The following is a 25,221-nucleotide window of genomic DNA, read 5'->3' as shown; positions in this document are numbered from 1 at the left end:
AAATCCGGGCCGTTAAAGTGATGCTGGTGAAATAGCAGGATACGTACCAACCTGACGCCGGCGTCGCCCAGCCGCGCCTGGCCCGCGCCGGCGCGGCTGGGCGGGCCGGCGCAGGCGCGCAAAAACGTCGCGTCTGCTCAACTTTCTGACACCTGCGCGCCACAAAGCTGAACATCGCCGCAGCTCCGGGAGGCGCGGCGCTTCCCGGGCATGCCTTGCGCCATAGCCCCCCATCGCCGCCATTTCGCGGACCCTTCGAAAAAAAAGACCCCGGCGGCCTTTCGGCTGCCGGGGTCCTTGGTGCTGATTTTCAGCCGGTGGCTAAACTGCGGCGGAGTCGCCGATGCTCGGCTGGCGCACCGGGCGCTCGGCCGCCGCGTCGCAGAGGTCGACCTTCATGTCCCAGTTCTTGATCTTCATGGTGCCGTTCGCGGCAAGGTTCAGGTGCATCTTGAAGGCGCGGTCCCAAAGCTGCGGCTCGTGACCGACGCCCTTAGCGAGGCACTGCTTCTCGGCGATGTCGAGGTACTCGGTGAGAATCGGCTTGTAGTCGGGGTGCGCGCACTTCTCGATGATGCGGCGGGCACGCTCTTTCGGCGCCATGCCGCGCAGGTCGGCAAGACCCTGCTCGGTGACCACGCAGTCGAGGTCGTGCTCGGTGTGGTCGATATGCGAGCAGTGCGGGACCACGCAGGAGATGCCGTTGGGATCGATCTTCGAGGGGCGGGAGGACGGGGTGTGCATGATCTTCAGGAACCCGTTCCTGAGGAAGTCGCCGGAGCCGCCCAGGCCGTTGATCATGCGGGTGCCCCCGACCAGCGTCGAGTTCGCGTGCGCGTAGATGTCGATCTCGACCGGGGTGTTCATCGCGATGCACCCCAAGCGACGGATCGGCTCGGGGGCGTTGGAGATGGAGAGCGGGCGCAGCACGATCTTGTCGAAGTACTTCTCCATGTTGTCGAAGAAGCGCGGGAAGCCCGGGGTCTCGGAGAGCGACAGCGAGCAGGAGGAAGCCATGTCCAGCTTGCCGGAATCGAAGAGGTCGAGCATGGTGTCCTGCAGCACCTCGGTGTAGACGGTGAGGTTCTGGAACGGGCCCTTGGCCAGGCCGCCGATGACCGCGTTGGCGATGGAACCGACCCCCGACTGCAGCGGCAGGAGGTTTTTGGGCAGGCGCCCCGCCTTCACCTCGTGGGTGAAGAAGTCGATGATGTTGTTCGCGATCGCCTCGGAGGTGTCGTCCTGCTCGGAGAAGGCGCGCCCCTTGTCGCGGTGCTTAGACTCGACGACGGCGATCACCTTGCTGGGGTCGCAGGGGACATAGGTGCTGCCGATGCGCTCGCCGGCGCTGGTGATCCCCAGGATCTGGCGCTTGGGGGGGTGGTTGCAGACCACGATGTCATGCATCCCCTCGAAGGAGGGCTGGCCGGTGTTCACCTCCAGGATGATCTTGTCGCAGATCATCAGGATCTCGGGGACGACGCCGCAGGAAGAGGTCAGCACCAGCCCGCCGTCCTCGGTGACGGCCGAGACCTCGATGATGGCGAGGTCGAGCTTGCCGCTCGGGGTGTCCTTGGTGTAGAAGCCGTAGCCCAGATCCTGGGCGAACAGGGAGAGGTGCTTGTCGCCCATGCGGATGCGGCCGGCGTTGATCCCGGCGGCGATGTTCTTCCCGGTCTGGTAGGGCCAGCGGCGGTCGATCATGTCCAGAGTTGCCCAGCGGTCTTCGGTCTCGGCGCCGACGGAGGCGCCGATGAAGAGGTTGAACCTCAGTTTTCCTTGCAGCCCGTTCTTCTCGACATGGTCGGCCAGGGCGATGGGGACCGCCTTCGGATAGCCGGCGGGGGTGAAGCCGGACCAGCCGAGGTTCATCCCGTCCTTGAAGAATCCGACGGTCTGTTCTGGGGACATCACCTTGTTCAGCAGCGACTTGCAGCGCACGCGGTCCTGCAGGGTTCCATAGTTCGACATCACGTTCCTCCTGTTTGATTTTGACGTATACGCCAGAGGCGCAAAAAAAAAGGTACTGCTCAACCCTTAAACCCTGGAATTTTTGCGCCGCTCGTCGATGTTCTTCCGTGCGGCCCTGATGTGGCGGCGCATCAAGAGATCGGCGAGCTCCGCATCCCGCTCCTCGATCGCCTCCACGATGCGGCGGTGCTCCTTGAGCGCCTGGTAGGGGCGCGGCCCCGAGGTGGAGAACTGGTAGCGGTACATCCGCATCAACTGGTACAGCCCCCCCTTCAGTATGCCGGTCACCTTGGAGTTGCGGCTCCCTTGGAGGATGCGGTAGTGGAAATCGAACTCGCCCTCCTGCTGATAGTAGGAGAGTCCCTTGTTCTCGTTTATGTTTTTTTCGTGCTCGTCCAAAAGCCGCTTGAGGTCGTCGATCTCCTCAGCGGTCATATGCTCCGCGGCAAGCCCGCAGGCCATCCCCCCCAGCGCCTCCCGGATCTGGTAGATGTCGACCAGCTCTTCATAGGTGAGCGTCACCACCCGCGCCCCGAGGTTGGGAGAGCGCACCACGAGGTAGCGCTCCTCCAGGCGGCTCAGCGCCTCCCGCAGGGTTCCCCGGCTGATGCCGTAGCTCTTCGCCAGTTCCGGCTCCGAGATCTTGCTCCCCGACGGCATCTCGCCCTTCACGATGGCGGTTTGCAGCTGCTCGAAAATGCGGTCGGACAAGCTGAGTGTTGCGGGGTCGGACTCTATCGGCATGTTTTTCATTAATTGTCGACACCTCTAAACGTATACAACGGACAGGCCCACAAAATACTCCCTTTTCCGCCGCTGTCAACACAAAAGTGTCGACAGATCGAGCGCAAAATTAACCATAACAAATCAGATATCTACGGGCTTCTTGCCGCTTCATCGATCCTTGGCTTCGCCTTGGCGGCCACATCCGGCAACCGCGGATAAAGAAAAACCCCGGAGGTTGTCCTCTCCGGGGTCTCGGTTCGCCTGGGGCAAACGGGGTCAGGCGATCGGCCGCAGCGCCTCCACCAGCGCGTTGAGCCGGTACGGCTTCTGGATGAAGCCGGCCAGCTGTTTTCCGCTCAGTTTTCGCGTCACCTCGTACTCGGTGTACCCGCTAGACATCACGACTTTCACGTCCGGTCTTATCTTTTGCAGCTCCACCAGGCAGCGCTCGCCGTCCATGTGCGGCATGGTGAGGTCGAGAAGGACGATGCCGACCTGGGGGTTGGCCGCAAAGAGCTCGATGGCGGTCCTGCCGTCTGAGGCGGTCAAAAGGTTGAACCCCAATTGCTGCAGCATCTCCGAGGCGATGCCGCGCACCGCGTCCTCGTCGTCCACAAGCAGCAGGGTCCCGCTCCCCTTCCAGCTCTCCTGGCTGCTGACCGCCTCGCAGATATCGGCTGTGCTGTCGGCCGCGGGGAAAAGTACCCTGAAGGAGCTCCCGCGCCTTGGCTCGCTGTCGACGATGATGGCCCCGCGATGCCCCCTCACGATCCCCAGGGCTGCGGCCATGCCCAATCCGCGCCCGGTGAATTTCGTGGTGAAGAAAGGATCGAAGATCCGGTTCCTGGTCGCGCTGTCCATGCCGCAACCGTTGTCGCTCACATCGAGGCAGATGTACTCCCCCTCGGGAACGTCCACCTCGAGCCAGGCCTTTTTGAGGTAGCTGCGGTCGCACTTAAGGCTGGAGGTCTTGATCGAGATGAAACCGTTGTCGTCGCCGATGGCCTCCGAGGCGTTGATGACCAGGTTCATCACCACCTGCCGGATCTGGGTGGCGTCGGCTTCCATCTGCGGGAGAGAAGGATGGAGGTCAATTTTCAATAAAGCCCTTTTGGAGATGGACACCTCGAGCATGTGAAGCATCTCCTGCAACAGGCGGTTCAGGTCGATGTTCTCAACCACGAATTTCCCCTTCCCGGAGTAGGCGAGCATCTGCCGGGCCAGATCGGCGGCGCGGGTGGATGCCTGCTCGATTTTCTGCAGGTTGTCCACCGCGGGGGACTCCTTGTTGATACGCATCAGGGCGAGTTCGGCGTTGCCCATGATGGCCATCAGGATGTTGTTGAAGTCGTGCGCTATCCCGCCGGCAAGGACACCGAGGCTCTCCAGCTTCTGCGCGTGCAGGAGCTGGCGTTCGAGCTGGAGCTTTTCCTCTTCGGCCTTGACCTTTTCGGTCACGTCCCGGGCGGTGCCATAGATGATGTTCCCATCAGGGCGCACCGAGTGCCACTCGATGGAGCGGTAGGAGCCGTCGGCGTGCAGGAAGCGGTTGGTGAAACTCTGGATATCCCCTCTCCTTTCCAGTGTCGCGACCGCATCGGCGGTGGCGGAGACGTCGTCCGGATGGACCAGGTCCAGGAAGTTCTGCCCCACGAGCCGCTCCAGGGGAAAGCCCAGAGCCGTTTCCCAGGCCGGGTTCAACCGCCGGAAGCGCCCCCCCGTGTCGGCAATGCAGAGCAGGTCCAGGCTGTTGTTGAAATAGCGGTCCAGCTCTTCCCCCTTGGCCAGAGCTTCAGCCTCGGCTCGCTTTCTCCTCTCGATGTCGACCGACAGCTGCTGAGCCATGCCGTCGAACGCTGTGCCAAGCTCGCCCAGCTCCCCTCCGGCGACGCAGTGGTTCACGCGCACGGTGAGGTCGCCCGCAGAGATCTTCTGGGCCGCCACTCTCAGCGCCCTCACCTTGTCCAGTATCGCCCGCTTGCTGATGTACAGCGCCATCAGTGCCGTGAGCAGCACTATCGCCCCCATGACGGCGATGTTCATCATCAGCGGCAGCGATGTCTTCTTGACCACCCACTCCTCGTCGATGCCGGTGCGGACGTACATGTAAGGTTCACTCTCCCCCTTGAGGTAAACCTTGCGGTAAGCGGTGACCTTCTTGATGCCGCTGTTGTTCCTGGCGATAAAGGTCCCCTGTTCCCCCTCTTTCATGGAAGCGAAGAGGTCGGGCCTGTCCTTTTTGCCGACCAGTTCCCGGGCTTTGTTGCCGTAGAGGATGGTTCCTTCATGGTCCAGCAGCAAAAGAGAGGTGTTGGGGGGGAGATTGCGGGAGGTTAGCAGCGTATCGTAGTTGGCGAGGGTGAAGGCAGCCACCGCGACGTCCTGGACCTTTCCCTGCTGGTCCAGTATTGGATAGCCGAAGCTCAGGGTCGGTTTGGAGAGGACCTTCCCTATGGTGTACTCCCCCGAAGAGAAGCGGCCGCTTCGCAGGGCGGCTTGGAAGAACCTCCTCTCAGCGGCTTTTATCGGTTTGTGAATCGGCAGGGCCGAGGCCCAGACGTTTCCGTCGGGAGCTATGATGAGGAGATTGCTGATCTGGGGAGATTTTTTCAGTAATCCTGCGAGGATCCGGTTCACCTCGGGGACATCCCTTAGCCTTACCGCCTCGACGTAGGAAAGGGTGGCAAGGAGCTGTTCTGCGCCCGACAACAGCACTTTCTGGTCGTTATGCACCGCGGTGGCGAGGTTCAAGGAGAGGTGTGCAGCTTCTCGGAAGTCGGCCTCACGCTGTCTCTGGGCGGAATATAGGATGATGCCCATGGATCCTATGGCCATCAGCAGGATCATGATCATCATCTGGGTGCGCAGATTAAGCGAGAGAAACCGATCCATGACAGCTCCTGGCAGACGCTGCAGCACTGTTTAGACGATACTTACAGTACTCCTCTTGTCTTCGGCATACAGGGGGAGAATTTGATATAAAAATTTACTATGAAATTTTACTTATATGCAAGAAAGATATAGTTAAAACAATTTAACACGCCATCAGCAGCCTCTTGACTGGCATTTCACGTTGCGGGCAGCGACCAAGCTTTCTGTAGCGCACATCCTCAGGGTCGAGCACTTTGCTCAGGATGACCTCCCTGGTGGCCACAGCCCCCGCCAAACTTGATGTAAGCAGATCCAGCCTCTTCCGTAGGGTCCGTCGTGTCCAAAAGGACGCGGTACTCCCTGATTGCCTTTCTTTTTTTGAGTTTGAAAGACAGGTTATCTTCTTGGGTTCTTAATTCCTCGAATGTTGCCACAACGTTCCCGACAACAACGCCTATGCGGATCATCTGTAACAGGTGGGCCCTGTCGGCCTCAGGCAGGGAAGCATCATCGAGAATCGCGACATACTCGGGGAGGTCATAGGGATTGACCCTGTCGCCCAGGCGCAGGATGAGTGTACATCCCCAACAATCGCTCCGTCCTTATCCCGTGTTCCTCAGCTTCGTCCACAACCCGCGCCACATCGATGCAAAGGGTGCTGAAGTCTTTGTCCCGCGAGACGGCTTCTGTTGAAATCAAGATCTCAGCAATTTTCTTCACGAACGCTATACGTGCCAGTTGTTCCATTTTTTCCTGGCGGATGTCCATACCTCCTCCAACTTTAAAAAAAATTAAGATACGTTAAAAAAATACCCGGCAAAGTATGGAGGTCAAATGACCGGGCAATGCCCCGAAGACCTGTCCGACGTTGACGAGGGCACTACACCTGTGACACATTGGCGCCGCAGGAATCCTTCCAGATCCAGAGGCGGCGTATGAACGAATCAAACAACAAGACAGCCATCATCGGGGCGGGGGCGCTAGGCGCGGTTTACGGGAGCCTCCTCTTCGAGATGTACCCGGACTGCGTCTACTTTGTAGCAGGCGGCAAGCGTTATGACAGGCTGAAAAAGGACGGGGTCACAGTAAACGGCAAGCGCCATGCGATAGAAGTTGTGAAGCCGGAAGAAGCAACGCCTGCAGAGCTCGTCATAGTGGCTGTGAAGCACCACCAGCTCGACGAAGCGATCGCCGATATGAGAAAGGCGGTGGGGCCTGAGACGGTCATCCTCTCGGTAATGAACGGCATCGACAGCGAGGAGCGCATCGGGGCTGCCTTCGGAATGGAGAAGGTGCTCTATGGCTTGTCCTTGGGAATAGACGCGGTGAGGGAAGGTGGCGCCGTGAGCTACAAGAACCTCGGGCGCATCCTGTTCGGGGAGCGGGAGAACAAAGCGTCGACCGAGCGGGTGCGCAGCATCAGCGCCCTTTTCCAACGGGCCGGCATCGCCCACGAAATCCCGCCCGACATGGTCCGCAGCCTCTGGTTCAAGTACATGATCAACGTCGGGGTCAACCAGGTCTCCGCCGTCCTCGGAGCAACCTACGGCGCGCTGAGAGAGTCAGCAGAGGCAAGGGAGCTGATGGATGCGGCCATGAGGGAAGTCATAGCCGTCGCCGTGGCGAAGCAGGTGAACCTCTCGGAGGATGATATCGGCCAGTGGTACCAAGTGCTCTCGACGCTGAGCGCCGAAGGGAAGACCTCGATGCTGCAGGACGTGGAAGCAGGAAGGAAGACGGAAGTCGAGATGCTGGCCGGCACCGTCATCGAATTGGGGGAGCGTTACGGCATACCGACGCTGGTAAACCGCAAGCTCTTCGACGACCTGAAACTTATCGAAATATCGCAGCAGAGGTAGCAGCCTCTCTGTCAGCGCAGCTAATCAGCAGTAACAAGGCGAGAGGATATATAAGATGCAACAGATCGTCGACTTCATACTGGAACTGGACAAACTGAAAAGCGTAACCCGCCAAAGCCGGTCAAAGGGGAGCGACCGCAACGAGAACTCCGCAGAGCACAGTTGGCAGATCGCCATGCTCGCCTATTCTCTCGAGCCATATGCCGCGACTCCCATAGACATCCAGCGCGTCGTCGCCATGCTTCTCGTACACGATATCGGGGAGATAGATACCGGCGACACCATCGTCTATGCCACCGAGGGGTGGGAGGAGCGCAAGGCGGCAGAGTTGGAAGCGGTGAAGCGGATCTTTGGCCTGGTGCAGGAACCGCAGCGCTCCCAGTTCCTGGAGTTGTGGCTGGAGTTCGAAGAGGCGGCGACCCCGGAAGCACGCTTCGCCCACGCCGCAGACCGCGCCATGCCGCCGCTGTTGAACCTCGCCAACAACGGCCAGAGCTGGCGGGAAAACGGCATCAGCTACGAGCGAGTGGTCGAAAAAATCGGTCCCCCGATCGAAGCCGGATGCCCGGCGATGTGGGAGTTCTTAAAAGAACGTCTCGATGAAGAGCATCGAAAAGGGTGGTTCAAGTGATCTGAAGGTGGGACATTACGCGGATAACATCTTAAAGAGGTTTATCTGAAGTTATCGGTTTTAGATCCGCGTAATCCGCGTGCGACGCTCCTTGGGCCACTATCAATTTCTAGCTTGACTTGAGTGCAGGCAAGGAAATATGATGTGAATGTCTATTTACATGGAGTGGCGGCAATGCTGGAAAAGAAAAGCACACGTATCAGGAAAGAAGAGATCATACAGGCCGCCTTGGACGTCGTTGGCAGGAAGGGGCTCCGTTCCCTGACCATTTCCGCAATAGCCGCAACAGCCGGCATGAGCGAGGCAAACATCTACCGGCACTTCAAAGGCAAGGACGAGATCATTTCCGCCATCGCCGACTTCATCGGGAGTTCGGTCATGGGCAAGGCGGCGACGATTGCCGACGGGAGCAGAAGGCCGCTTGAAAAGCTGGAAACTGTTTTCTTCTCTCACCTCGCGCTGATTGCCGAGCACCCGGGAATCCCGCGCTTCGTCTTTTCCGAAGACGTGCTCCTTGCCCACCCCGACATTGCACAAACCCTCGCCGCCCGCATCAACGGCTATGTAGAAACCATCTCCGGAATTATCGCTGCAGGCATACAGGAAGGAGAAATGAGGCAGGGGATCTCTCCGCGGGAGACCGCCCTTACCCTTCTGGGCATGATCCAGTTCACGGCACTGCGCTCCACGGTAGGCGGGTTGCCGGGGGGCATCGCCGATGAAGGGAAGAACCTCTGGCAGAATTTCGCGCTGCTGCTCCGCTGATTTTTTTTGGCCTGAATGTGAGCAAATATTCGCATAACATTTTACTTTTGGAATAATGCGAGGCGGACATGAAACAGCTCATCCTGGTTATCTGCACACTTCTTGTACCAGCGCAGCTGCTGTACGCAGCCGAGAGCCTGACGCTGGATGAAGCGCTGGCGACGGCGCTGAAAAACCACCCTCAGGTGGCCGAAGCCAGGGAAAACATCAACAGCGCCGAGGCGAGAACCGGCCAGGCATTGGCGAGCTACTACCCCCAGATCAGCATCGCGGCTGACTGGAACAAGGGGCAGTCGTACCTCACTGCCCTGGAGCGCGTCAGGAGCACGGAAGTCACTACCGGGGCGCTGTATCTGAAGCAGACCATCTACGATTTCGGGAGGACCGCCGGGGCAGTGGAAGCGGCCCGGTACAACCGCGAGGCGGCGGACAAGAACCTTGTAGTCACCCGGCATGACCTGGCCCTGAGAGTAAAGAGCGCCTTTCACCTGCTGCTGGCTGCAGAGAAGCAAGTGAATGCCGCCACGGAGACAGTGAAGGCAAGGGAGGCGGTATACCGGCAGGCACTCGAGTTCTTCAGGCAGGGGATCAGGCCGAAGGTCGACGCGACGAGGGCCGAGGCGAATCTCCTTGCGGCAAGGACGGCTATGATCCGTGCCGCGAACAACAGGGAGCTGGCACGGATCGAACTGGCGGCCGCGATGGGGACCGAGTCCCTGGAACGCCGCCCATTGGCTGAACCGCCGGCAGACGGCTACCCGTTGCCGCAACGGCAGCAGGTGCAGCTTGAGGCGATGCGCAGCCGCCCCGAACTGCAGCAGCTTTCAGCCTTGAAATCAGCAGCCCAGTCTGCTCTGAAAACCGCCAACAGCAGTTATCTTCCGGTCTTCTCCGGCACTGCGAGCATCGGTTATGCAGACCGGGATTTCCCCCCGGGCGCCGGCGTGTGGGGAGCGGGAGTCAACCTCACCGTGCCGCTTTTTTCCGGGTTCTCCTCGGTCGAACAGGTGCGGGAAGCAACGGCAAACATGCACGCCGTGGAGGCGAGGAACAGCAACCTCAGGCTGCAGGTCGCCAAAGAGGTCGAATCAGCCTGGCTCGGATGCCAGGAGGCATCGGCGCGCATGGCTTCCACGGCGAAAGAAGTCGAGGCGGCAGAGGAAAACCGCCGGCTCGCGGAAGGGCGCTATCAGGAAGGAGTAGGCAGCATCATCGAAGTGACCGACGCTCAATCCCAAGCCCTCGACGCCGAGACAGCCCAGATCCAGGCGAGGTACGACTACTACATTGCGCGGGCCGCACTAGACCGGGCCACCGGCAAAGAATGAGAAGAACAGTTTAAGGAGAATGCCACATGAACCTGCCGCAGGCCTTGGCGCCAAAGAAAAAATATCTGGTCTGGATCATCGTTTTCGCAGCGGCAGTCATCGCGCTCAACAAGACGCTCCTGGCGCCGCCGCGGGTCAAGGTCGCAGCCGTTCAAAAGCGCGATCTGGTCGCGCAGGTGTACGGCAACGGCACGGTCGAGGCAAAGGTGATGGTCGGCATTTCCAGCAAGATCACCGGCAGGATCGCTGAGCTGTACGCCGACCAGGGTGACCGGGTGAAAAAGGGGCTGCTTTTGGCGCGGCTGGAAAACGAAGACCTGCTCCACCAACAGCAGCAGTCTGAAGCGGGGCTGAAGAAATCTGCGGCAAGCCTTACCGCAGAGGAAGCGAACCTCCAGAAGGCCAAAGCGAACCTGGCCCTGGCGGAAACGAACGCCCAGCGCTTCAGGTCCCTGGCCGCAAAGGAGATGGTCTCCAGGCTCGAATCCGAGCAGTACGACACCGCGTTCCAGCTGGCGCGGGCGGAGGTAGCCCGCAGCCAGGCCGCCATAGAAGCGATGAAGATGGAACAACGTGCCACCGATGCCGCTCTTGGTTACGCACGGAGCAAGGCAGGCGATGCGCTTATTTACGCCCCGCAGGACGGCATCATCATCACCAGGGATCTGGAAAAAGGGGCCACGGTCACCGCCGGGGTGTCGATCTTCACCATGGCCGACCCGGCGGAGGTCTGGGTCAAGGCCAACGTCGACGAGTCGCAGCTCAAAGGTGTCGGCGTCGGCAATAAGGCTGCGATTTCCCTTCGCTCCTATCCGGGCGAAGAGTTCCCCGGCCAGGTAGCCCGCCTGGGACAGCAGAGCGACCGGGTAACCGAGGAATTGGAAGTGGACGTGGCATTCACCCCCCCGTTGCAGAACTTCCGCCTTGGGGAGCAGTCCGAGGTTTACATCACAACAGGTATGAAAAAAGACGCACCGGCCCTCCCCTCCGCTGCCATCGTCACCCGGGGCCAAAAGCGCGGGGTGTGGACCGTTGCCGACGGGAAGCTCGCCTTCAAGTCCGTGACCACGGGGATAGAGGACCGCGGCAACTTCACCGAAATCGTCGCCGGCCTCGACCCGGGGGACCAGGTCGTCGTGGCGACGCCGCAGGAGATGGGCAAATTCCGCGAGGGGATGAAGGTAAGGAGCACGCGATGAACCTGGCGCTTCGCGACATACGCTACCACCAGGGGCGGTTCATCCTGACCACCGTCGGGCTCGGGCTGCTCATCGGCGTCGTGATCAGCATGGGGGGGATCTATCGGGGGCTTTCCGCCGACGCCCTGGCCATCCAGGAGTCAACCAGGGCGGATCTCTGGGTGGTGCAGCAGGGGACCAACGGCCCATTTGCCGAGAGCTCGCGCATTCCGGAGGATATTAAGTACCGGATCAAGGGGGTGCCCGGCGTTGCCGAGGCGTCGCCCCTATCCTTCCAGACCATCCAGGTCGAGCGCCAGGGAAAGCCCTTCCGGTTCTTCCTGATCGGCCACGAGCTGAACGGCCTTGGGGGCCCGCCCGGCATCATCGAGGGCCGGAACATCCGCCAGAAGCATTATGAAATGGTGGCCGCGAAGGCGCTGAAGATGGAAATCGGCGAGAAGATCCGACTGGGGCGCCACGATTATACCGTGGTGGGGATAACCGGGAAGGTCGTCTCTTCCGGAGGCGACCCGGCGGCGTATGTGAGCCTTGCCGATGCCCAGGAGATCCAGTTCAAGAAAGACGACGACGCCATCCGCAACGACCGCGCCAGGATCAGCGCCAACCTCGCAGGGATCCAGGCTCTCCCCCCGGCCCAGGCAGCCAGCCTGCAGCAGAACATCGCCGGCATCACGGAATCGACGCATACGGTGAACGCCGTCGTGGCGCGCCTGGCGCCGGGCGCCGATCTTAAGGAAGTACAGGAGCGGATCGGCCGCTGGAACCACTACCGCGCCATCTCCGCAGAAGAACAGACCAGGATCCTCACCAAGGGGATGATAGAAAAGGCCCGCATGCAGATCGGGCTGTTCCGGGCCATCCTCCTCGTCATCTCCTCGGTCATCATCTCGCTCATCATCTACACCTCGACCATCGACAAGATCAAGTCCATAGCCACCCTGAAGCTCATCGGCGCGCAAAACCGGGTCATCGTGGGGATGATCCTTCAGCAGTCGCTCCTGATGGGGCTCTTCGCCTATGGGATCGGCTACCTTCTGATGCTCCTCACCTATGAGAGGTTCCCCAGGCGCGTGGTGCTGCAGGCCTTCGACCTGCAGCTGCTCTTCTTGATCGTGGTCGTGATCTGTGCCGTATCGAGTCTTGTAGGGATCAGGAAGGCGCTCAAGGTCGAGCCCGCCGTGGCCCTGGGGGGATGAATCCATGTATGCCGTCGAAGTGGAAAAACTGACCAAGATCTACGGCAAGGGAAACACTGCCGTCACCGCCATTGCCGACGCGAGCTTCCGGGTCGAGCCCGGCGAGCTGGTAGCGATCCTGGGCCCCTCCGGATCGGGGAAGACCACGCTCCTCACCTCAATCGGCCTGATCACCGAGCCGACGCACGGGAAAGTCGTCATCGACGGAGTCACCGTCGCCGATGAAGGATGGCAGCCGGGGCTCGACCTAAAGCGTGTGCGCCGGGAGAAACTCGGGTTCATCTTTCAGGCGCACAACCTCATCCCGTTTCTAACCGCCCTGGAAAATGTGATGGTGGCGCTAGAGCTGAACCACCAGCCCAAGAAGGAAGCGAAAAGGCGCGCCGAGGAGCTCCTCGTTTCGCTGAACTTGGGACACCGGTTCAACAACTACCCTTCGGGGCTCTCCGGCGGCGAAGCACAGCGAGTCGCCATAGCCCGCGCGCTGGCGAACAGGCCTAAAGTAATCCTGGCCGATGAACCGACTGCGGCGCTGGACACCGAGAACGGGAAAAACGTCATGTCCCTGCTCAAAAAACTCGCCGTGGAAAACCATTCAGCGATCATGGTCGTCACCCACGATCATCGGATGGTGGAAGGGTTCGACCGAATTTTCCACGTCAACGACGGCCGGATCGTTCTTTAAAGAAGCCCCGGCTCATCACCGGGGCTTTTCTCTTTCTGCTTTATTCTCTTGCCCCCTCAAAGGCCTTTCCTTCAAGGTCCCAGCGCCACAAAACTGAACAAACCTCCCTGCCCCCCGCGAACCGGCGTGCGGAATTGGCTTGCAGTCTGATGTCATTTTTACCCGCGCATTCTTCTGAAAAACCTATTTTTTTGACCTTTAGGGCCGTTGCAATAAGATGAGAAGGATTTGGCTAACCGATTCCAATCGGAGCTAGCAATACTGGCAGGTAAAGGAGAACGAAATGACAAAACGGTACACGTTGGTCCTTGCCCTCGTCGCCTTCGGCTATCTCCTGCTTCCAGGCCCCGGACTGGCCGCTCTGCAACCCGGTTTCGACCAGAAGCAGGTGGCGGTGATCGATTCCGGCGCTTACAAGACCCGGGCCTGGGGACTGGCCATCGCCGACTTCACCGGCGACGGCGTCCCGGACATCGTTTCAGGGAGCACTTCCGGTTATGTCCACCTTTATGCCGGCACAGGGGACGGCACCTACGCCTCCCCAAGCACCGTGCTCTTGAACCTTGGCGTCCACAATGCCTATGGCTTGGTCAGCGGTGACTTCAACGGCGACGGCATAGCTGATCTGGTGCTTTGTCCCATCAATGGCGACAATGGCCTGGACCCGGTTGGCGACAGCCTGGTGAAACTCTACCTCGGCATCGGCAACGGCGCCTTCCGGAGCCCGGTGACTATCGGCGACGCCGGTACCGACGCCATGGCGCTTGTGGCCGGCGATGTAGACGGTGACGGCCGGCTCGACCTCATCAGCGGCGACCAGACCAACAGCGCCGGTAATACGGCCGACGTGTTGCTGTTTCGCAACCTTGGCACCGACGTGAACGGAGTCCCTGCCTGGAGCTCCCCTACGACCATCATCTCTGCTCCCCGGCGTAACACAGTCGACCCTGAGCAGCCCCCCTACTTCCCTCCCAAGTACTATTTCCAGTCTTACGGGCTAGCGCTGGCCGACATCGATGGCGACGGGGACCTCGACCTGCTGGTTTCCGACCTGGCCACCTACCTCTATGTCTACAGCAACGACGGCCTGGGCCATTTCCAACCGGTGCGCTACAACCGGATCGCCACTCGTCCTTTCGCCTATGCCCAGCTCCACGGCGACATGGCCGAGAACCAGACGGCGATCGCCGCCGCCGATCTAAACGGTGACGGCCTGGTGGACATCGTGGCAGGCGGCGACCAGGCGGGGTACAACTACAACTGGGAAGGCAAAGTAGATCTGTGGCTGAACGAAGGCTTGGACAGCAGCGGCCGCCCCACCTTCGCCTCGGTCGGCATCATCGGCGGCGACGGCACCAACGTGCGCGGCCTGGCCGTGGGACAGCTGAACCCGAAACAGGACTCGACCACAGACGTTCTGTTCGGCAACAACGAGGGTCGCCTGTCTGCCCTCTTCGCGGACACAAAGGATAGTGACGGCGACGGCATCATCGACCGCTGGGACAATGCCCCGCTCATCTCCAACGCTCCCCGCCTCGACATCAATGGTGATGGCTTTGTGAACCGCTTCGACCAGCTCGACGCGGATCACGACGGAATCGGCGACGTGGCCGACGACGACAACGACAACGATGGCGTCCCAGACACCATCGACAACGCAATCTACGTCGCGAACCACGACCAGGCTGACAGTGACGGCGATGGCGTGGGTGATGTGAGCGATCCGCTCTTTAACCGCGACACGGACGGCGATGGTGTCCCCGACGCCCCCCTTGACCAGGTGCTCCAGGGCAAAGCGCAGCAGGCCAAGGCCATTTGGTCGCAAAACGACACCCACTTCATTATCCGGGTCGATTCCCTGGGACGGCTCTACCAGAACGAGTTTGTCCAGACTTTCCTCGACGCAGCCATCCTTTCCCCCGCTGAATGGGCGCTCCGGAAGGGGGAAAGCTACAATGGCAAGGGGGATGCCCCCGCTCCAACAGGGTACACCGTCCCGGCTGGCCTGGCAGGCGGCAAGGAAACTCCTGTGTCGGTTTTCGTAATCCCGAAACAGCTGTGGGCCACCAGCGGCGACCCCGACCCGATCAACTGGATCAACGCCCGCATCACTAACAGAAACCTGGAGGTGGCCCAGCATGGCACCTACCATGCCTACCTGACCAATACGGGGGACTGGAAGGACCAGGAAGACCGCAACTGGATGGCCGTCGAGACTGCCGGTTTCACCTTTCCGGAGATGTTCGAGTACCTGCGCATCGGCAAGGAGACGCTCCTCGGCGACTACGCAGATCCCTGGATCGTCCAGTCCGGAGCAACCCCCACCTCTGCAAGGATCGACTGGAGTCAAGCCGCCCACCCGCTCATCAGCTATGCTCCCCCCTACGACGCTTCCGACATTCCGGCTCGGCAGGCGGTAGCCCACTTAGGCTACATTGCTTTCAGCGCTTCTGTCTGGGAAGAGACCAACCCCATCTTTTCTCCGGAGGGTTCCCATCACCAGACGTTTGACCAGTTCGGCATGTACCACGCCAGCGCAGACCGCCAAGTCGACCCGGTCGGCACCGATGTCGCGGGCTTTCTTGAGTATCTGGACGGCATCACCCGCAGGGGCGCGCTCAACACGTTCCTTATCGAGCAGACCGAGTGGTCGGGGCGCTACTGTAACGACCTGCCCCGGCTGGGCCCCTGTGCCACTTCGCCCAGCAACATCAACGAGGAGAACAACACAATCGACCTCGGACGCTGGGAGAAATGGCTGGCGCTGCTCGACTTCGCTAAGACAAACGGGAGCGTCATGACTATGGGGGAGTATGCCCTCGCCATGAGCTTCGACAACGCTCCGACCGCCTATAACCCCAACCAGAAAGACGCCGACCACAACGGCATCGGCGATGCCATCGATGGCGCAGCCCTCTCCAGCGGCGAGATCCGCTTCGCCTGCGCCGAAACCGGTGCCACCGGCATCCTCGCTGCCACCCTGGCGACCCCTCTAGCGGGGGTTCCTCAACAGCTCGTCTCCTTCCGGACCGACGCCGACGGGGACGGCGCTACCGAAGGGTATGACGGCGCCACCGACGGTGCTGGAAAAGTTGCCGTACCGATTGCCGTTGCCTATCCGGTTGGGAGTGTCATCCCCTACACCGCCTCGTGGGACGGCATCCTCGCCAACGCTCAGGCGGAGGGGACCGTGCGGGTGACGGCGCAGGCAAGCCTCCTGCCGCCTCTGGCCAAACTGGTGAGCCTTACCGAGGACCCTCCTCTGCCGACAGCCGCCTACCGGCAGGGACGCACCGTGCCGCTGCGCCTCCAGCTTACTTGCGGCAGCAGAGCGCTTACCGCCGCGGACGTTGCTCCGCCGCGTATCGTCGCCATCGAGCGGGCCGGAGAGTCGGTCGCGCTCGCGACTATCGACCTCGATGCCGGCCAGGCGAACGACAATGGCCTTGATTTCCGTTTTGCCGGTGACGCCTGGATATACAACCTTGATACACGGGGGCTCAGCGCCGGCGCGTACCGCGTAACGATCCTGATGCCCGATGGCGTGGGCTACCGGGCGGCTTTTGTCCTCATGTAGGCGGGGAAACTGGATGTTAAATTAATCCGCATGTTACCTTCAGTATGACGGGCGTCGCTTCGGCGACGCCTTTTTTCGTGCAACTCTGCCTCGCCTTCACTATATTCCGGCGACATTTCGCCCGCTACCTCGCGCTTGCCTCCCCTATCGGATGCGGCGCATGCGGTAAATGAACCGCCGCCTTTGTCTACCGCAATAGCTTCCGTCGCGGCGTCTCAGATTTCCAGGCTGTCCCTTCTCCCGAATGCTTATCCCTGCACGCGTCAGACGTATCGTCCTGGGCGGTAACTGAGGCGAAGCGCCAGCCGGCATTTCCCGCCTTTTGTTAAACATGTTTTTTGTTTTGTCAGACATGTTTTTTCTTTTGTAAGACATGTTTTTTTCGACCGTCCGGAATCCGCTTTGATACCGGGGAGTTGCAGCCGTAGAAAACAGGCGCTTCAGGCAAAAAAACAAACATGTTTTTTTGTTTGGCGAACGGGTCTTTCCAAAAGGAAGGTTACTTCGCCGCTTTGCTATTCATGTGACCAGAGCAGGAAAGAGATTAATCTGTTTCGTGTAATTAGGAACTTGAAAAGATAAGAGTGGGGACTAGACTGGTCGACATTGCCCGGGACGAACTAAACCTTACGGAGGTAAAGTCACTATGCCCAAGCTCAAGACCGCCTTTCCCAGAAACGTCCTCGAACTTCTCATGTTGTCGCGCAAGGTAAAGGAAGGGATATACAACAGTCCACATTTCCAGCAGAGGTCGACAGAATTCGAGATGGATATGCAACGGCTGTCCGAAGGGGTCGACAAATTGCAAAAAGCGCAGGACGAGTCGCAAACCAGGGACATGCTGAAGATCGCCTTCCGTGACAAGACCCGCGACGAGGTCTGCGTCATATTGGGGAGGGTCGCCAAACATGTGGAATTGGTTGCCAACGGAGATGTTGCTGTTCTGCAGAGCTCCGGCTTCGAGCTCACCCAGGACAGGAGCAAGCGGCTTCACTCCGCGCAACCGCTCCCCGCGCCCGCCGTTATCTTGAAGCATGGCCCCTTGTCGGGGATACTGATAGCCAGCGCGAAGCCGGTGCCGGGTGCCGCCAGTTATGAATTCCACATCACCGATTCCGACCCGACCGTTTCCGACAACTACAAGCCTTTCGGCACCTTCGCCCACGGCACCCACATCACCATCCCAGACCGCACGCCAGGGCAGACCTACTCCGTCAAAGCCCGCTGCATCGGCAGCGCCGGCCCTGGTGCCTGGTCTCCCCCCTTCACGCTCATGTCGCTGTAGATGAAATAAGCCCGGATCCCCTCCGGGCTTATTGCTTGCCATCAGGTTCCAAATTCGGATAGATGGGTGTCGACAAAAGTGAGGGGGAAATGATTTTTTTCGAACCAAGGCGACGCCCTGAGCTTTGGTCCTCGATCGTGAGTCTTGCCATCCACAATAGGTTTTTGCCTGGCGCACAAAAAGGCTCTTGGTGGATGCCAAGAGCCTTCTCTGATAATTGCAGGTACCCCCGGAATACAAGCCACAGCACTCGCGCTGATCCGGATTTATTTCCGTTGTCTTCTTTTCCCTAATACGGCACTGGTCAGCCCGAGCCCCAGCAGCAGTGTGGAAGGCTCAGGAACCAGAGCGCCGGTGACAGTCAGCGTAGAAGTCTCAATTTCACCCCACAATCGGTTCCTACTGCTACTTCAATGGGCATGGTCCAGTCCAGAAGGGACGGGTCTACAGCGAAGAACTGGTGGTCAGGTCTCCGCCAGCCCGGGCGTGTAGCCCCAGTTGGTGTAACCCGGGAGTTGCGTAAGGTAGCCCAGGGAAGTGCCATTGATGAAAACCTGGGCCAGTCCTGGTCCACATCATCGGCACATTATCTTGTAAGGTATTCCGAAAGGAATTTACTGCAAATAAAGACGGGACAAACAGGTAAAGAGCCTCTTTTACAGGGATAATAGCTCCGCCGTATCGTAGGCCACAGGTGTTAACTTATGCAACGATGTCGGGAAAACTTCCTTCCTACCTATGAACAAGTCAACCGCAACCTCCCACTCAGCCAGCATCCTGCTTCCCACCTCCCTGAACGCCGAGAAGTCATGCATGTGTGTCGTCACGGTACCTCAAAACAGTAAGCAAGGAAAAATTCTGAGGACATCCGAGAAAACTGAGAGAGAGGAAAACCATTTGCCACGGACCGGAAATGAGGACAGGGGGCGCGGGTTCAGGCGAGACATCCTGATATTTATACTACCTACAGATAATGCTTCATGGAATTGCGGGGTCCGACTAGTTTGAAACGGGTACGGAATCAACAGTCAGCAGGATCAAAATGCCTTCTCTCACAGCAGTTAATTTCAGACTTGAATCTCTTCCGGCTTTAGCCAGACCATTTTACCATCACGCCAAACCACAACAGGATTTCCGGCCTGCTTGTGCTTCTTGAGCGCTTCGCGTACTCCGGCGGCCAAGGCCTCTGTTATTCTATCCGGGTCTGAAAGTACTTCTTCAATTTTATCGCTGTACTGTGCTCCCATCGTACTCCTCCGTAATCTGCTGCCATACTACCGTATTGTTAACGAGTGTTCCAGACTCTTTTTGTCCCGACGCCATCAGAAGAGGCCCTGTGCTTTGAGAGTTGTCGTAGAAGAACCAAGAATCGGCAAGGTGTCGATAGTGGGTGAAGAAGTTGCTTAGCCCGGCTTGATAGCGTCTTCTGATGGTATCTTCCGGTACATTATGCCCACCCATTTCCACTCGCTCTGCAACGCGGGCGACTGCGAATTCAGGAACGGGGAGCCAGAGGAAAAAGAGATGAAAGGCGTAGCCGGTACCTTTCAATTCTTGGATCCAGTGGGCAAAGGTACGGCTAGCGAGCGTTGTCTCAAAGGCGAAATCCTCACGCTCTTCAGCCAACTGCTGCAACCTTTTCAACATGACCCGACCAGCTTGAAACGCTGCTCGTTCAGGGTTAAAAGCTGAAAGACCTTGTGCAATCACATCGGCATTCACGAATTCCGTTACGCCAAGAGTTCCCTGAAGCAAGGTCTGGGCGGTCGTTGATTTTCCGGCGCCATTGGGGCCTGCGATAATTATAATATGAGGTTTTTTCATTGGGTCTTCGGCACAGCAGCCGTTAATAGCTGTAGCTGATCAGGTAACAGGTCCAAAAGGGGAGCGCTGCCTTTCCTTCCCTCCCAACATCTATCGGACATAGTAGCAAAGCAGATTAAGACACCACAGGGTGTCAAGTCAAATTATAAGAAGAGTCTTTGGGACTAGGCGCTCAATTTCTCCGGCGTATTCCCCTCATGCACTCCCTGTATGGGTACAGAAGTTATTGGAGAAGGAGCAGCGATGGCTACTTAAACCAACGATCACGAATGATGTCGTTGCAACGCCATGCAATAGTTCCCCAAGCCCATGATATCAAACCTTGAACGACCAAAATTGCAGAAAGGAGCCACCCCCTCCAGCCCCATCTGTAAAGCGGAAGATTGTTCGCCGTCCTCAGATAATCAGGAATAACGCGGGCAAGAGCAAAACTGAGATACCCAGCTACCAGGAAGCCGAAAATCCCCAAGACAGCGACTTGCCAATCAGACATGTCAGAAAAGCGTCTATATCTTTTACGTGTTTCCCATCTCTTGCGAATGGATTTAAGCATGTTCCTTGCCCCCTGTTGGCCAAGCTCATCGGCACTCTCTACTTGTCCCTTTAAATCTGGCGATGCCCCCTGTGCAAGAAACCACATCTATGGGTTCTTCCGGATCTTCTCATCAGCCTCGTCAGTAAACACGGACCGCCGGTCCTCGGGGTCGCGGAGTTTGCTCAGGATAAGCTCCCTCATCGTAAGCAACTCCCGCCATCCTTCTCGTACAGCAGGATTAGCTTCTGTTATTTTAAAATCAATTTCTCGTAGTGCCGTTTCACCACGCGGTCCACGTGCAGCGACATCAGCCCCTTTTGATATGAGATCACGAGCTTGTGGGAAGTCACTGCTCTCAACCAGATAGGTCAAAAGGGACTCACCATTTTTCCTTTGTACATTGATGTTCCCGCCGCGTTTTATCGCCAGTTCAAGTCCCGGCCAATGACTGTAATCGACGAAGTAAAAGAGGTATGGCGTCCCACGGCTAAGCAACTGGTTGGGGTCGTACCCTCCGTCGAGTAATGCTGAAACAGCTTTTGTGCGCGGCGGGTTGAAGTGGTGGGTTATAGCCAGAATCGCAGGAGATCCGGCGTTAGGAATGACTTGGTTAGGATTAGCTCCTGCACGCATCAAGTTTATAATTGCCGGCGTATCGGCGGTGAGAACAGCCAAACCTAGCAAGGTCATATCTTCCTTCCCTGGGAGGTTCAGGTCAACCCCCGCATTGACAGCTTGCACTAGACGCTCTGTTTCTCCTTGTTGCGCCAGTCGATAAGAGGTCAATTGCTTCTCTGAAAAAAATTGTTCAGCGTCCATCGGTCTCCCCCTCCAAGTAGAAGAACATGATAGCCCAAAGATGCAGGTGAGAAAGGTACCTAGCTGCAAGAGCAAAAGTCGTAAGTTCCACGCTTTCCCACGCATACTACCTCCTGGACACCAACCTTAAATTTTAGTGGCGGTGTAGTCGAGCAACGCCTTTTGATCTTCCTGTTTGTCTCTCTCCATAGCTTCGATTACTTGCAGCATCGAATGTGCCTCCGTATCAGATTGTTGCATAGAAGGAACACTCCGATTAGGATCGATGGGAGCTAGTTCACGAGGTGGCCCATTTGTGATGGGCTTCTTCATGATGAATCGTGTCACCCCTTCATGTTGAGCGTAATAAAGAGGATCCGTGCAAGGCTCGGTCGTCGACATAAGCAGTTTTCCGGTGCCGTCGCGCTTCACAACCGATGTACGGTCAATCCTCATTTCATCCGCTGAAACATTATGAGTTTCTGCATACTGCTTTGGATCGAATCCAGCAGGGTTGAAGACTCGCGCTGAACATTTACAGGCGGCTGCAAATGCCTGAGCTTCTGAGCCACCTTTTGAATGTCCTGTCGCACTGATTAAATCTTGAAGTGATTTACCGTTCTCCTTTGCCCCCTTACTGAGGAAAACTGCCAAACGAGCGGCGTTCTTTTGATGTGGTGCCTCGAACCCGGCTTCATTCCGCCCGTTGTTATTCCAATCGCGCTTGTCCTTTGTTGAACCACGAAATGCAACCGTGTACTTCGGCCCGGGCCCCATAAGTTCCTCATCCCGTTCGTAAAAGACGATTTTCTGGGCTGGGTTGTCTTTATTTGCAACGAGTTCTTTGAGTTTGCCCGGGTCCACACCAAAATCCTCCGCGACCTTATCCAGGGATGCGATCTTGAATCCCGGCGGGGCCTGGTCACGCAGGGGTTTCAGAAACTCTTCTTGCGGTCCATCTTCATTGGCGGTGTAGGTATGAAGCGACAACCTCGCATCCTCCACGCGATCCATGTCCTTGGACAGGCGGTCTGCTGTTTCCAGCATTCGCATCTGAACGACATGGTTCGGCTCCCCCGCTGCATCGTTATGAACCTTCCGAATCAGATCATGCCGCTCGTTGCGCCGCTTCCCCTTTTGCGAGCTCAGACACTCCATGCAAGGATTGCCTGCCGGTTCAGTGGGGTCGGTCCTGTCCAAAAGAGCGTTGTACTCCCGGATCGCCTGCCGCTTCTTGAATTCGGGAGACCCACGATCTTCAGGGGCCTGCAGCTCCCCAAGTTTTCCTGCGATTTTACCGGCAACAGTGGCCAGCCATCTCATAGCTCGCCGATTCGGATCATCTGTAACAGGTGGGCCTTGTCGGCTTCCGTCAGAGAAGGATCATCTAGGACCGCGGCATACTTGGGGACGTCATAAGGATTCACCCGGTCGCCCAGACGCAGGAGGACGTACATCCCCATCAGCCGCTCGGTCTTGATTCCGTGCTCCTCAGCTTCGTCCAAGACGCGCGCTACATGGTAGCAAACGGTCTGGAAGTCGTTGTCCCGCGAGACAGCCTCGGTCGAAAGCAACATCTCCGCGATCTTGTTCACGAACGCTATCTTTCCCAGTTGTTCCATTTTTTCCTGGCTGATATCCATGCGTCCTCCGAACCACAGAATTAAAAGACGCTAAAATATACCCGGCAAAACATGGAGGTCAAACTTAGCCAGGTGATAAGCCCGCAAGCCCGGAAATGCTCTGCGGCATTTACGAGAGGGGAAACCCTGGCTAGGCTAGTGGACCACTATTACTGAAGCTGCTGAAATGGGTGAATAGCAGGAAGAGATTACGGACATGGAGGTGGTTGAAGTCGAGCACCTGGAGATGAAATAGTCACCGACTTAATGGGGGGGATGCTACTGAGACGCCTCTGGCTTCTGGTTCAGGGCCGGTGATCATGCCGGCTTTGCCGCGTCAGTCGAGGTCGTTCGCTCCCGAGCTCCAGACCGCGAGCCACTGCTGCTGCGGCGTCTGGCTGTTGCCGAACTGCACGATGACACCGTCCTCCCGCTGGTAGCTGCAGAACCAGCCCGGCTTGTCCGCCCCCGGAAAGGTCGGGAACTCACCCGGGTGCTCCAGGGGATCGTAGGGGGCGGAGTAGTGCCCGTCGTCCCTTGGCGGGACGCAGCGCGCGTCCCCCGTGTACCACCCTTGCCCCGCGCCGGCCGGAGAAGCGCCGCAGCAAAGCGCGGCAAGCGCCATCACCATCGCCTTTCTCATTCGTTAGTTACCTCTTCCTCCCGGGATGCCGCCTTTTTCAGGACGGGATCCCTCCACCGGGCGTCACGCCCGGGCGGCGCCGGGCGCAGCCGCCCCCTTCTCACTTCATGACCAGCAGCAGGACCTGCACCAGCACGATCTTAAGCAGCATGCTCAAGGGGTATGCCTCCGCGTAACCTCCCTCGACCCGCTCGTTGCCGCAACGCCCGACGGCGAAGCCCAGTACGGCCGGCTGGGTCTGCACCCCGGCAAGGATTCCGCCGGTGAGGGGCCAGGAAGGGGCGGAGAGCGCCCGCGACAGGATGACCGTCACGAGGCAGGCGACCGTGGTGGTGAGTGCGCCGAGCAGGACCGGGGCGGGGCTTAAGGGGGCGGTGTGCAGGAGGTTCCCCGCCTTGATCCCCGCGCACGCAAGGAACATGACGAGGCCGAGCTGCCTGAGGGCCATGGAGGCGCCGTAGGGAAGGTGCCAGGTGAGGGTCCCGGTGCGCCCTAGGGTACCAAGGGCGAGCGCCACGAAGAGGCACCCCGCCACCGGGCCGATCTCGAAGGTGCCGAGGCCAAAGGGAAGCACCACGTCGACCGCACCGAGGGCGATCCCCATGGCGAGCCCAAGGCCGAAGGTGAGCACGTCGAACTCGCTCGCGTCGTGGTAGGAATCCCCGAGGAACTCGGAGATGGCGGAAAGATGCTCGCGCGGGGCGATGACGCGGAGCCGGTCACCGGGGAGCACCTTAGTCTCGGCGTTGGGGATGAAATCCCGGTCGCCCCGCCTCACCCTGGTGACGATCCCCTCGTAGTTCCGAAACAGCCTGAGCTCCCTGAGCGTCTTGCCGTAGACCTCGGGGTTCGAGACGAAGATGCGGCGGTAGTCGAGCTGGCTGCGGTCGTTCAGGACGGACTGGTCGCACTCCAGACCAAGCTTCCCCACCGCGTCGCAGACGTCCCGCGAGGGGCCCACCACAGTGACCACGTCGCCGTTTCTGATCACCGAGCTACCGGAGATGGCGAACTGCACGCCGTCGCGCACGCAGCGGGCAAAGCGCACCGACAGGGAAAGGCGCTCCAAAAGCCCCTGGATCGATTCGCCGGGCTCGTGCACGTGCTGCGCCAGGACCGCCGCATTCACGAGGCTGTCGGGCTTTTGCCGGGTCTCACGGCGCAGGGGGACGGCAAGGATCACGATGGGGATCAGGACCCCGAGGGGATAGGCGAGGGCGTAACCCAGGGTCGCCTCCGCCCCCCGTGGGCCGAGCACTGTGGTGGCGGCGGCAAGGGACGGGGTGTTGGTGAGCGCACCGGCGAACACCCCGGATGCGGTGGCGGGGGCTATGCCCAGGAGCCGGGAGAGGACGAGGGCGGCGAAAAATGCGGCACCGATGGCGGCAGGAGGGATGAAAAGGGAGCGCCAGCCGCCGTGCGAGCAGAGGTCCACGAGAAAATCGCTCGAGGAAAGCCCGATGGCGTAGACGAAGAGGGCAAGGCCGAAGGTGGCGAGGGCATCGGGGGGCTTCACGCCGGGCTCGAGGTACCCCCAGATAACCCCAGCGAAAAGGACTCCGGCCACGCCAAGCGAAACGTTGCGCAGCGCGACGCGCCCGAGCATCGCGCCGCAGCCGATGGCGAGGCAGACCAAAAGTAACGGGTTGTTCAGCATGGCTCTCCTCCCAGGGGACCGGTCGCGCCCCCGGCGCCTTCTCCCC

23 protein-coding genes are annotated in these 25,221 nt (G+C 59.1%); 9 read left to right on the top strand and 14 right to left on the bottom strand.

Annotation, left to right across the window (positions count from 1 at the left end):
- Window positions 1–321: 321 nt before the first annotated feature.
- The 4 genes from GEOBRER4_RS04040 to GEOBRER4_RS04025 form a co-directional block, all read right to left on the bottom strand.
- On the bottom strand, window positions 322–1,971 hold the full coding sequence (locus tag GEOBRER4_RS04040; protein WP_185244330.1) for an acetyl-CoA hydrolase/transferase C-terminal domain-containing protein: 1,650 nt from the start codon (window positions 1,969–1,971) through the stop codon (window positions 322–324).
- 66 nt (window positions 1,972–2,037) lie between these two features.
- Window positions 2,038–2,724, bottom strand: a complete 687-nt coding sequence (locus GEOBRER4_RS04035) for a GntR family transcriptional regulator (RefSeq protein WP_085813751.1) — start codon at window positions 2,722–2,724, stop codon at window positions 2,038–2,040.
- Window positions 2,725–2,973: 249 nt separating this feature from the next.
- A complete protein-coding gene (locus GEOBRER4_RS04030; protein WP_185244329.1) occupies window positions 2,974–5,589 on the bottom strand; it encodes a hybrid sensor histidine kinase/response regulator in 2,616 nt (871 codons plus the stop codon).
- A gap of 516 nt (window positions 5,590–6,105) precedes the next feature.
- The gene (locus GEOBRER4_RS04025; protein WP_185244328.1) at window positions 6,106–6,336 is read right to left on the bottom strand and encodes a hypothetical protein; all 231 of its coding nucleotides are present in this window, start codon (window positions 6,334–6,336) and stop codon (window positions 6,106–6,108) included.
- Window positions 6,337–6,503: 167 nt separating this feature from the next.
- Between GEOBRER4_RS04025 and GEOBRER4_RS04020 the strand changes: the two genes are divergently transcribed.
- The 9 genes from GEOBRER4_RS04020 (at window position 6,504) to GEOBRER4_RS03980 (ending at window position 18,096) form a co-directional block, all read left to right on the top strand.
- Window positions 6,504–7,427 carry a ketopantoate reductase family protein gene (locus tag GEOBRER4_RS04020; RefSeq protein ID WP_185244327.1) on the top strand — a complete coding sequence of 308 codons (924 nt, stop codon included), beginning with the start codon at window positions 6,504–6,506 and terminating at the stop codon, window positions 7,425–7,427.
- 55 nt (window positions 7,428–7,482) lie between these two features.
- Window positions 7,483–8,058, top strand: a complete 576-nt coding sequence (locus GEOBRER4_RS04015) for an HD domain-containing protein (RefSeq protein WP_185244326.1) — start codon at window positions 7,483–7,485, stop codon at window positions 8,056–8,058.
- Window positions 8,059–8,232: 174 nt separating this feature from the next.
- Complete coding sequence (locus GEOBRER4_RS04010) at window positions 8,233–8,823, top strand: TetR/AcrR family transcriptional regulator (RefSeq protein ID WP_185244325.1); 591 nt, start codon at window positions 8,233–8,235, stop codon at window positions 8,821–8,823.
- A 68-nt stretch (window positions 8,824–8,891) separates the two neighbouring features.
- Entirely contained in the window at window positions 8,892–10,151 is a 1,260-nt protein-coding gene (locus tag GEOBRER4_RS04005) for a TolC family protein (protein ID WP_185244324.1), read from the top strand.
- 26 nt (window positions 10,152–10,177) lie between these two features.
- Complete coding sequence (locus tag GEOBRER4_RS04000; protein ID WP_185244323.1) at window positions 10,178–11,350, top strand: efflux RND transporter periplasmic adaptor subunit; 1,173 nt, start codon at window positions 10,178–10,180, stop codon at window positions 11,348–11,350.
- Window positions 11,347–12,549: an ABC transporter permease gene (locus GEOBRER4_RS03995; protein WP_185244322.1), complete on the top strand. Its 1,203-nt coding sequence runs from the start codon at window positions 11,347–11,349 to the stop codon at window positions 12,547–12,549. Before GEOBRER4_RS04000 ends, GEOBRER4_RS03995 begins: the two co-directional genes overlap by 4 nt.
- Before the next feature lie 4 nt (window positions 12,550–12,553).
- The gene (locus tag GEOBRER4_RS03990; RefSeq protein WP_085813758.1) at window positions 12,554–13,234 is read left to right on the top strand and encodes an ABC transporter ATP-binding protein; all 681 of its coding nucleotides are present in this window, start codon (window positions 12,554–12,556) and stop codon (window positions 13,232–13,234) included.
- Between the two features lie 283 nt (window positions 13,235–13,517).
- Entirely contained in the window at window positions 13,518–16,811 is a 3,294-nt protein-coding gene (locus GEOBRER4_RS03985; protein WP_185244321.1) for an FG-GAP-like repeat-containing protein, read from the top strand.
- Between the two features lie 646 nt (window positions 16,812–17,457).
- Window positions 17,458–18,096: a hypothetical protein gene (locus GEOBRER4_RS03980; RefSeq protein ID WP_185244320.1), complete on the top strand. Its 639-nt coding sequence runs from the start codon at window positions 17,458–17,460 to the stop codon at window positions 18,094–18,096.
- A gap of 266 nt (window positions 18,097–18,362) precedes the next feature.
- Here GEOBRER4_RS03980 and GEOBRER4_RS20320 read toward each other — a convergent pair whose 3' ends face one another.
- From GEOBRER4_RS20320 to GEOBRER4_RS03930, 10 genes are all read right to left on the bottom strand, one after another.
- Entirely contained in the window at window positions 18,363–18,488 is a 126-nt protein-coding gene (locus GEOBRER4_RS20320) for a PEP-CTERM sorting domain-containing protein (RefSeq protein WP_185244319.1), read from the bottom strand.
- Between the two features lie 264 nt (window positions 18,489–18,752).
- A complete protein-coding gene (locus tag GEOBRER4_RS03970; protein WP_185244318.1) occupies window positions 18,753–18,923 on the bottom strand; it encodes a hypothetical protein in 171 nt (56 codons plus the stop codon).
- Window positions 18,924–19,163: 240 nt separating this feature from the next.
- Complete coding sequence (locus GEOBRER4_RS03965; RefSeq protein ID WP_185244317.1) at window positions 19,164–19,343, bottom strand: V-type proton ATPase subunit F family protein; 180 nt, start codon at window positions 19,341–19,343, stop codon at window positions 19,164–19,166.
- Window positions 19,321–19,920, bottom strand: a complete 600-nt coding sequence (locus GEOBRER4_RS03960; RefSeq protein WP_185244316.1) for a zeta toxin family protein — start codon at window positions 19,918–19,920, stop codon at window positions 19,321–19,323. Before GEOBRER4_RS03960 ends, GEOBRER4_RS03965 begins: the two co-directional genes overlap by 23 nt.
- A 247-nt stretch (window positions 19,921–20,167) precedes the next feature.
- The gene (locus tag GEOBRER4_RS03955) at window positions 20,168–20,560 is read right to left on the bottom strand and encodes a hypothetical protein (protein WP_185244315.1); all 393 of its coding nucleotides are present in this window, start codon (window positions 20,558–20,560) and stop codon (window positions 20,168–20,170) included.
- Window positions 20,561–21,274 (bottom strand): ankyrin repeat domain-containing protein, encoded by a 714-nt coding sequence (locus tag GEOBRER4_RS03950; RefSeq protein ID WP_185244314.1) that lies wholly within the window; start codon window positions 21,272–21,274, stop codon window positions 20,561–20,563. It abuts the gene before it with no gap.
- Between the two features lie 126 nt (window positions 21,275–21,400).
- Window positions 21,401–22,576 (bottom strand): DUF2974 domain-containing protein, encoded by a 1,176-nt coding sequence (locus GEOBRER4_RS03945; protein WP_185244313.1) that lies wholly within the window; start codon window positions 22,574–22,576, stop codon window positions 21,401–21,403.
- The gene (locus GEOBRER4_RS03940) at window positions 22,573–22,896 is read right to left on the bottom strand and encodes a hypothetical protein (RefSeq protein ID WP_185244312.1); all 324 of its coding nucleotides are present in this window, start codon (window positions 22,894–22,896) and stop codon (window positions 22,573–22,575) included. The genes GEOBRER4_RS03945 and GEOBRER4_RS03940 overlap by 4 nt, the downstream gene beginning before the upstream one ends.
- 316 nt (window positions 22,897–23,212) lie before the next feature.
- Window positions 23,213–23,518, bottom strand: a complete 306-nt coding sequence (locus tag GEOBRER4_RS03935; protein WP_185244311.1) for a hypothetical protein — start codon at window positions 23,516–23,518, stop codon at window positions 23,213–23,215.
- 100 nt (window positions 23,519–23,618) lie between these two features.
- Window positions 23,619–25,175: an aspartate:alanine exchanger family transporter gene (locus GEOBRER4_RS03930; RefSeq protein WP_185244310.1), complete on the bottom strand. Its 1,557-nt coding sequence runs from the start codon at window positions 25,173–25,175 to the stop codon at window positions 23,619–23,621.
- Between the last annotated feature and the right edge of the window lie 46 nt (window positions 25,176–25,221).

This window comes from Citrifermentans bremense, assembly GCF_014218275.1.
GTDB classification, from domain to species: domain Bacteria; phylum Desulfobacterota; class Desulfuromonadia; order Geobacterales; family Geobacteraceae; genus Geomonas; species Geomonas pelophila.
Note: the sequence above shows the minus strand (reverse complement) of the source record. Positions and strands in the feature narration are given on the sequence as shown.

Excerpts from the sequence above, each read along its gene's own strand:
- GEOBRER4_RS04040 (WP_185244330.1), bottom strand. The coding sequence starts at position 1,971 with ATGTCGAACTATGGAACCCTGCAGGACCGCGTGCGCTGCAAGTCGCTG.
- GEOBRER4_RS04035 (WP_085813751.1), bottom strand. The coding sequence starts at position 2,724 with ATGAAAAACATGCCGATAGAGTCCGACCCCGCAACACTCAGCTTGTCC.
- GEOBRER4_RS04030 (WP_185244329.1), bottom strand. The coding sequence starts at position 5,589 with ATGGATCGGTTTCTCTCGCTTAATCTGCGCACCCAGATGATGATCATG.
- GEOBRER4_RS04025 (WP_185244328.1), bottom strand. The coding sequence starts at position 6,336 with ATGGACATCCGCCAGGAAAAAATGGAACAACTGGCACGTATAGCGTTC.
- GEOBRER4_RS04020 (WP_185244327.1), top strand. The coding sequence starts at position 6,504 with ATGAACGAATCAAACAACAAGACAGCCATCATCGGGGCGGGGGCGCTA.
- GEOBRER4_RS04015 (WP_185244326.1), top strand. The coding sequence starts at position 7,483 with ATGCAACAGATCGTCGACTTCATACTGGAACTGGACAAACTGAAAAGC.
- GEOBRER4_RS04010 (WP_185244325.1), top strand. The coding sequence starts at position 8,233 with ATGCTGGAAAAGAAAAGCACACGTATCAGGAAAGAAGAGATCATACAG.
- GEOBRER4_RS04005 (WP_185244324.1), top strand. The coding sequence starts at position 8,892 with ATGAAACAGCTCATCCTGGTTATCTGCACACTTCTTGTACCAGCGCAG.
- GEOBRER4_RS04000 (WP_185244323.1), top strand. The coding sequence starts at position 10,178 with ATGAACCTGCCGCAGGCCTTGGCGCCAAAGAAAAAATATCTGGTCTGG.
- GEOBRER4_RS03995 (WP_185244322.1), top strand. The coding sequence starts at position 11,347 with ATGAACCTGGCGCTTCGCGACATACGCTACCACCAGGGGCGGTTCATC.
- GEOBRER4_RS03990 (WP_085813758.1), top strand. The coding sequence starts at position 12,554 with ATGTATGCCGTCGAAGTGGAAAAACTGACCAAGATCTACGGCAAGGGA.
- GEOBRER4_RS03985 (WP_185244321.1), top strand. The coding sequence starts at position 13,518 with ATGACAAAACGGTACACGTTGGTCCTTGCCCTCGTCGCCTTCGGCTAT.
- GEOBRER4_RS03980 (WP_185244320.1), top strand. The coding sequence starts at position 17,458 with ATGCCCAAGCTCAAGACCGCCTTTCCCAGAAACGTCCTCGAACTTCTC.
- GEOBRER4_RS03965 (WP_185244317.1), bottom strand. The coding sequence starts at position 19,343 with ATGGGAGCACAGTACAGCGATAAAATTGAAGAAGTACTTTCAGACCCG.
- GEOBRER4_RS03960 (WP_185244316.1), bottom strand. The coding sequence starts at position 19,920 with ATGAAAAAACCTCATATTATAATTATCGCAGGCCCCAATGGCGCCGGA.
- GEOBRER4_RS03955 (WP_185244315.1), bottom strand. The coding sequence starts at position 20,560 with ATGTGGTTTCTTGCACAGGGGGCATCGCCAGATTTAAAGGGACAAGTA.
- GEOBRER4_RS03950 (WP_185244314.1), bottom strand. The coding sequence starts at position 21,274 with ATGGACGCTGAACAATTTTTTTCAGAGAAGCAATTGACCTCTTATCGA.
- GEOBRER4_RS03945 (WP_185244313.1), bottom strand. The coding sequence starts at position 22,576 with ATGAGATGGCTGGCCACTGTTGCCGGTAAAATCGCAGGAAAACTTGGG.
- GEOBRER4_RS03940 (WP_185244312.1), bottom strand. The coding sequence starts at position 22,896 with ATGGATATCAGCCAGGAAAAAATGGAACAACTGGGAAAGATAGCGTTC.
- GEOBRER4_RS03935 (WP_185244311.1), bottom strand. The coding sequence starts at position 23,518 with ATGAGAAAGGCGATGGTGATGGCGCTTGCCGCGCTTTGCTGCGGCGCT.
- GEOBRER4_RS03930 (WP_185244310.1), bottom strand. The coding sequence starts at position 25,175 with ATGCTGAACAACCCGTTACTTTTGGTCTGCCTCGCCATCGGCTGCGGC.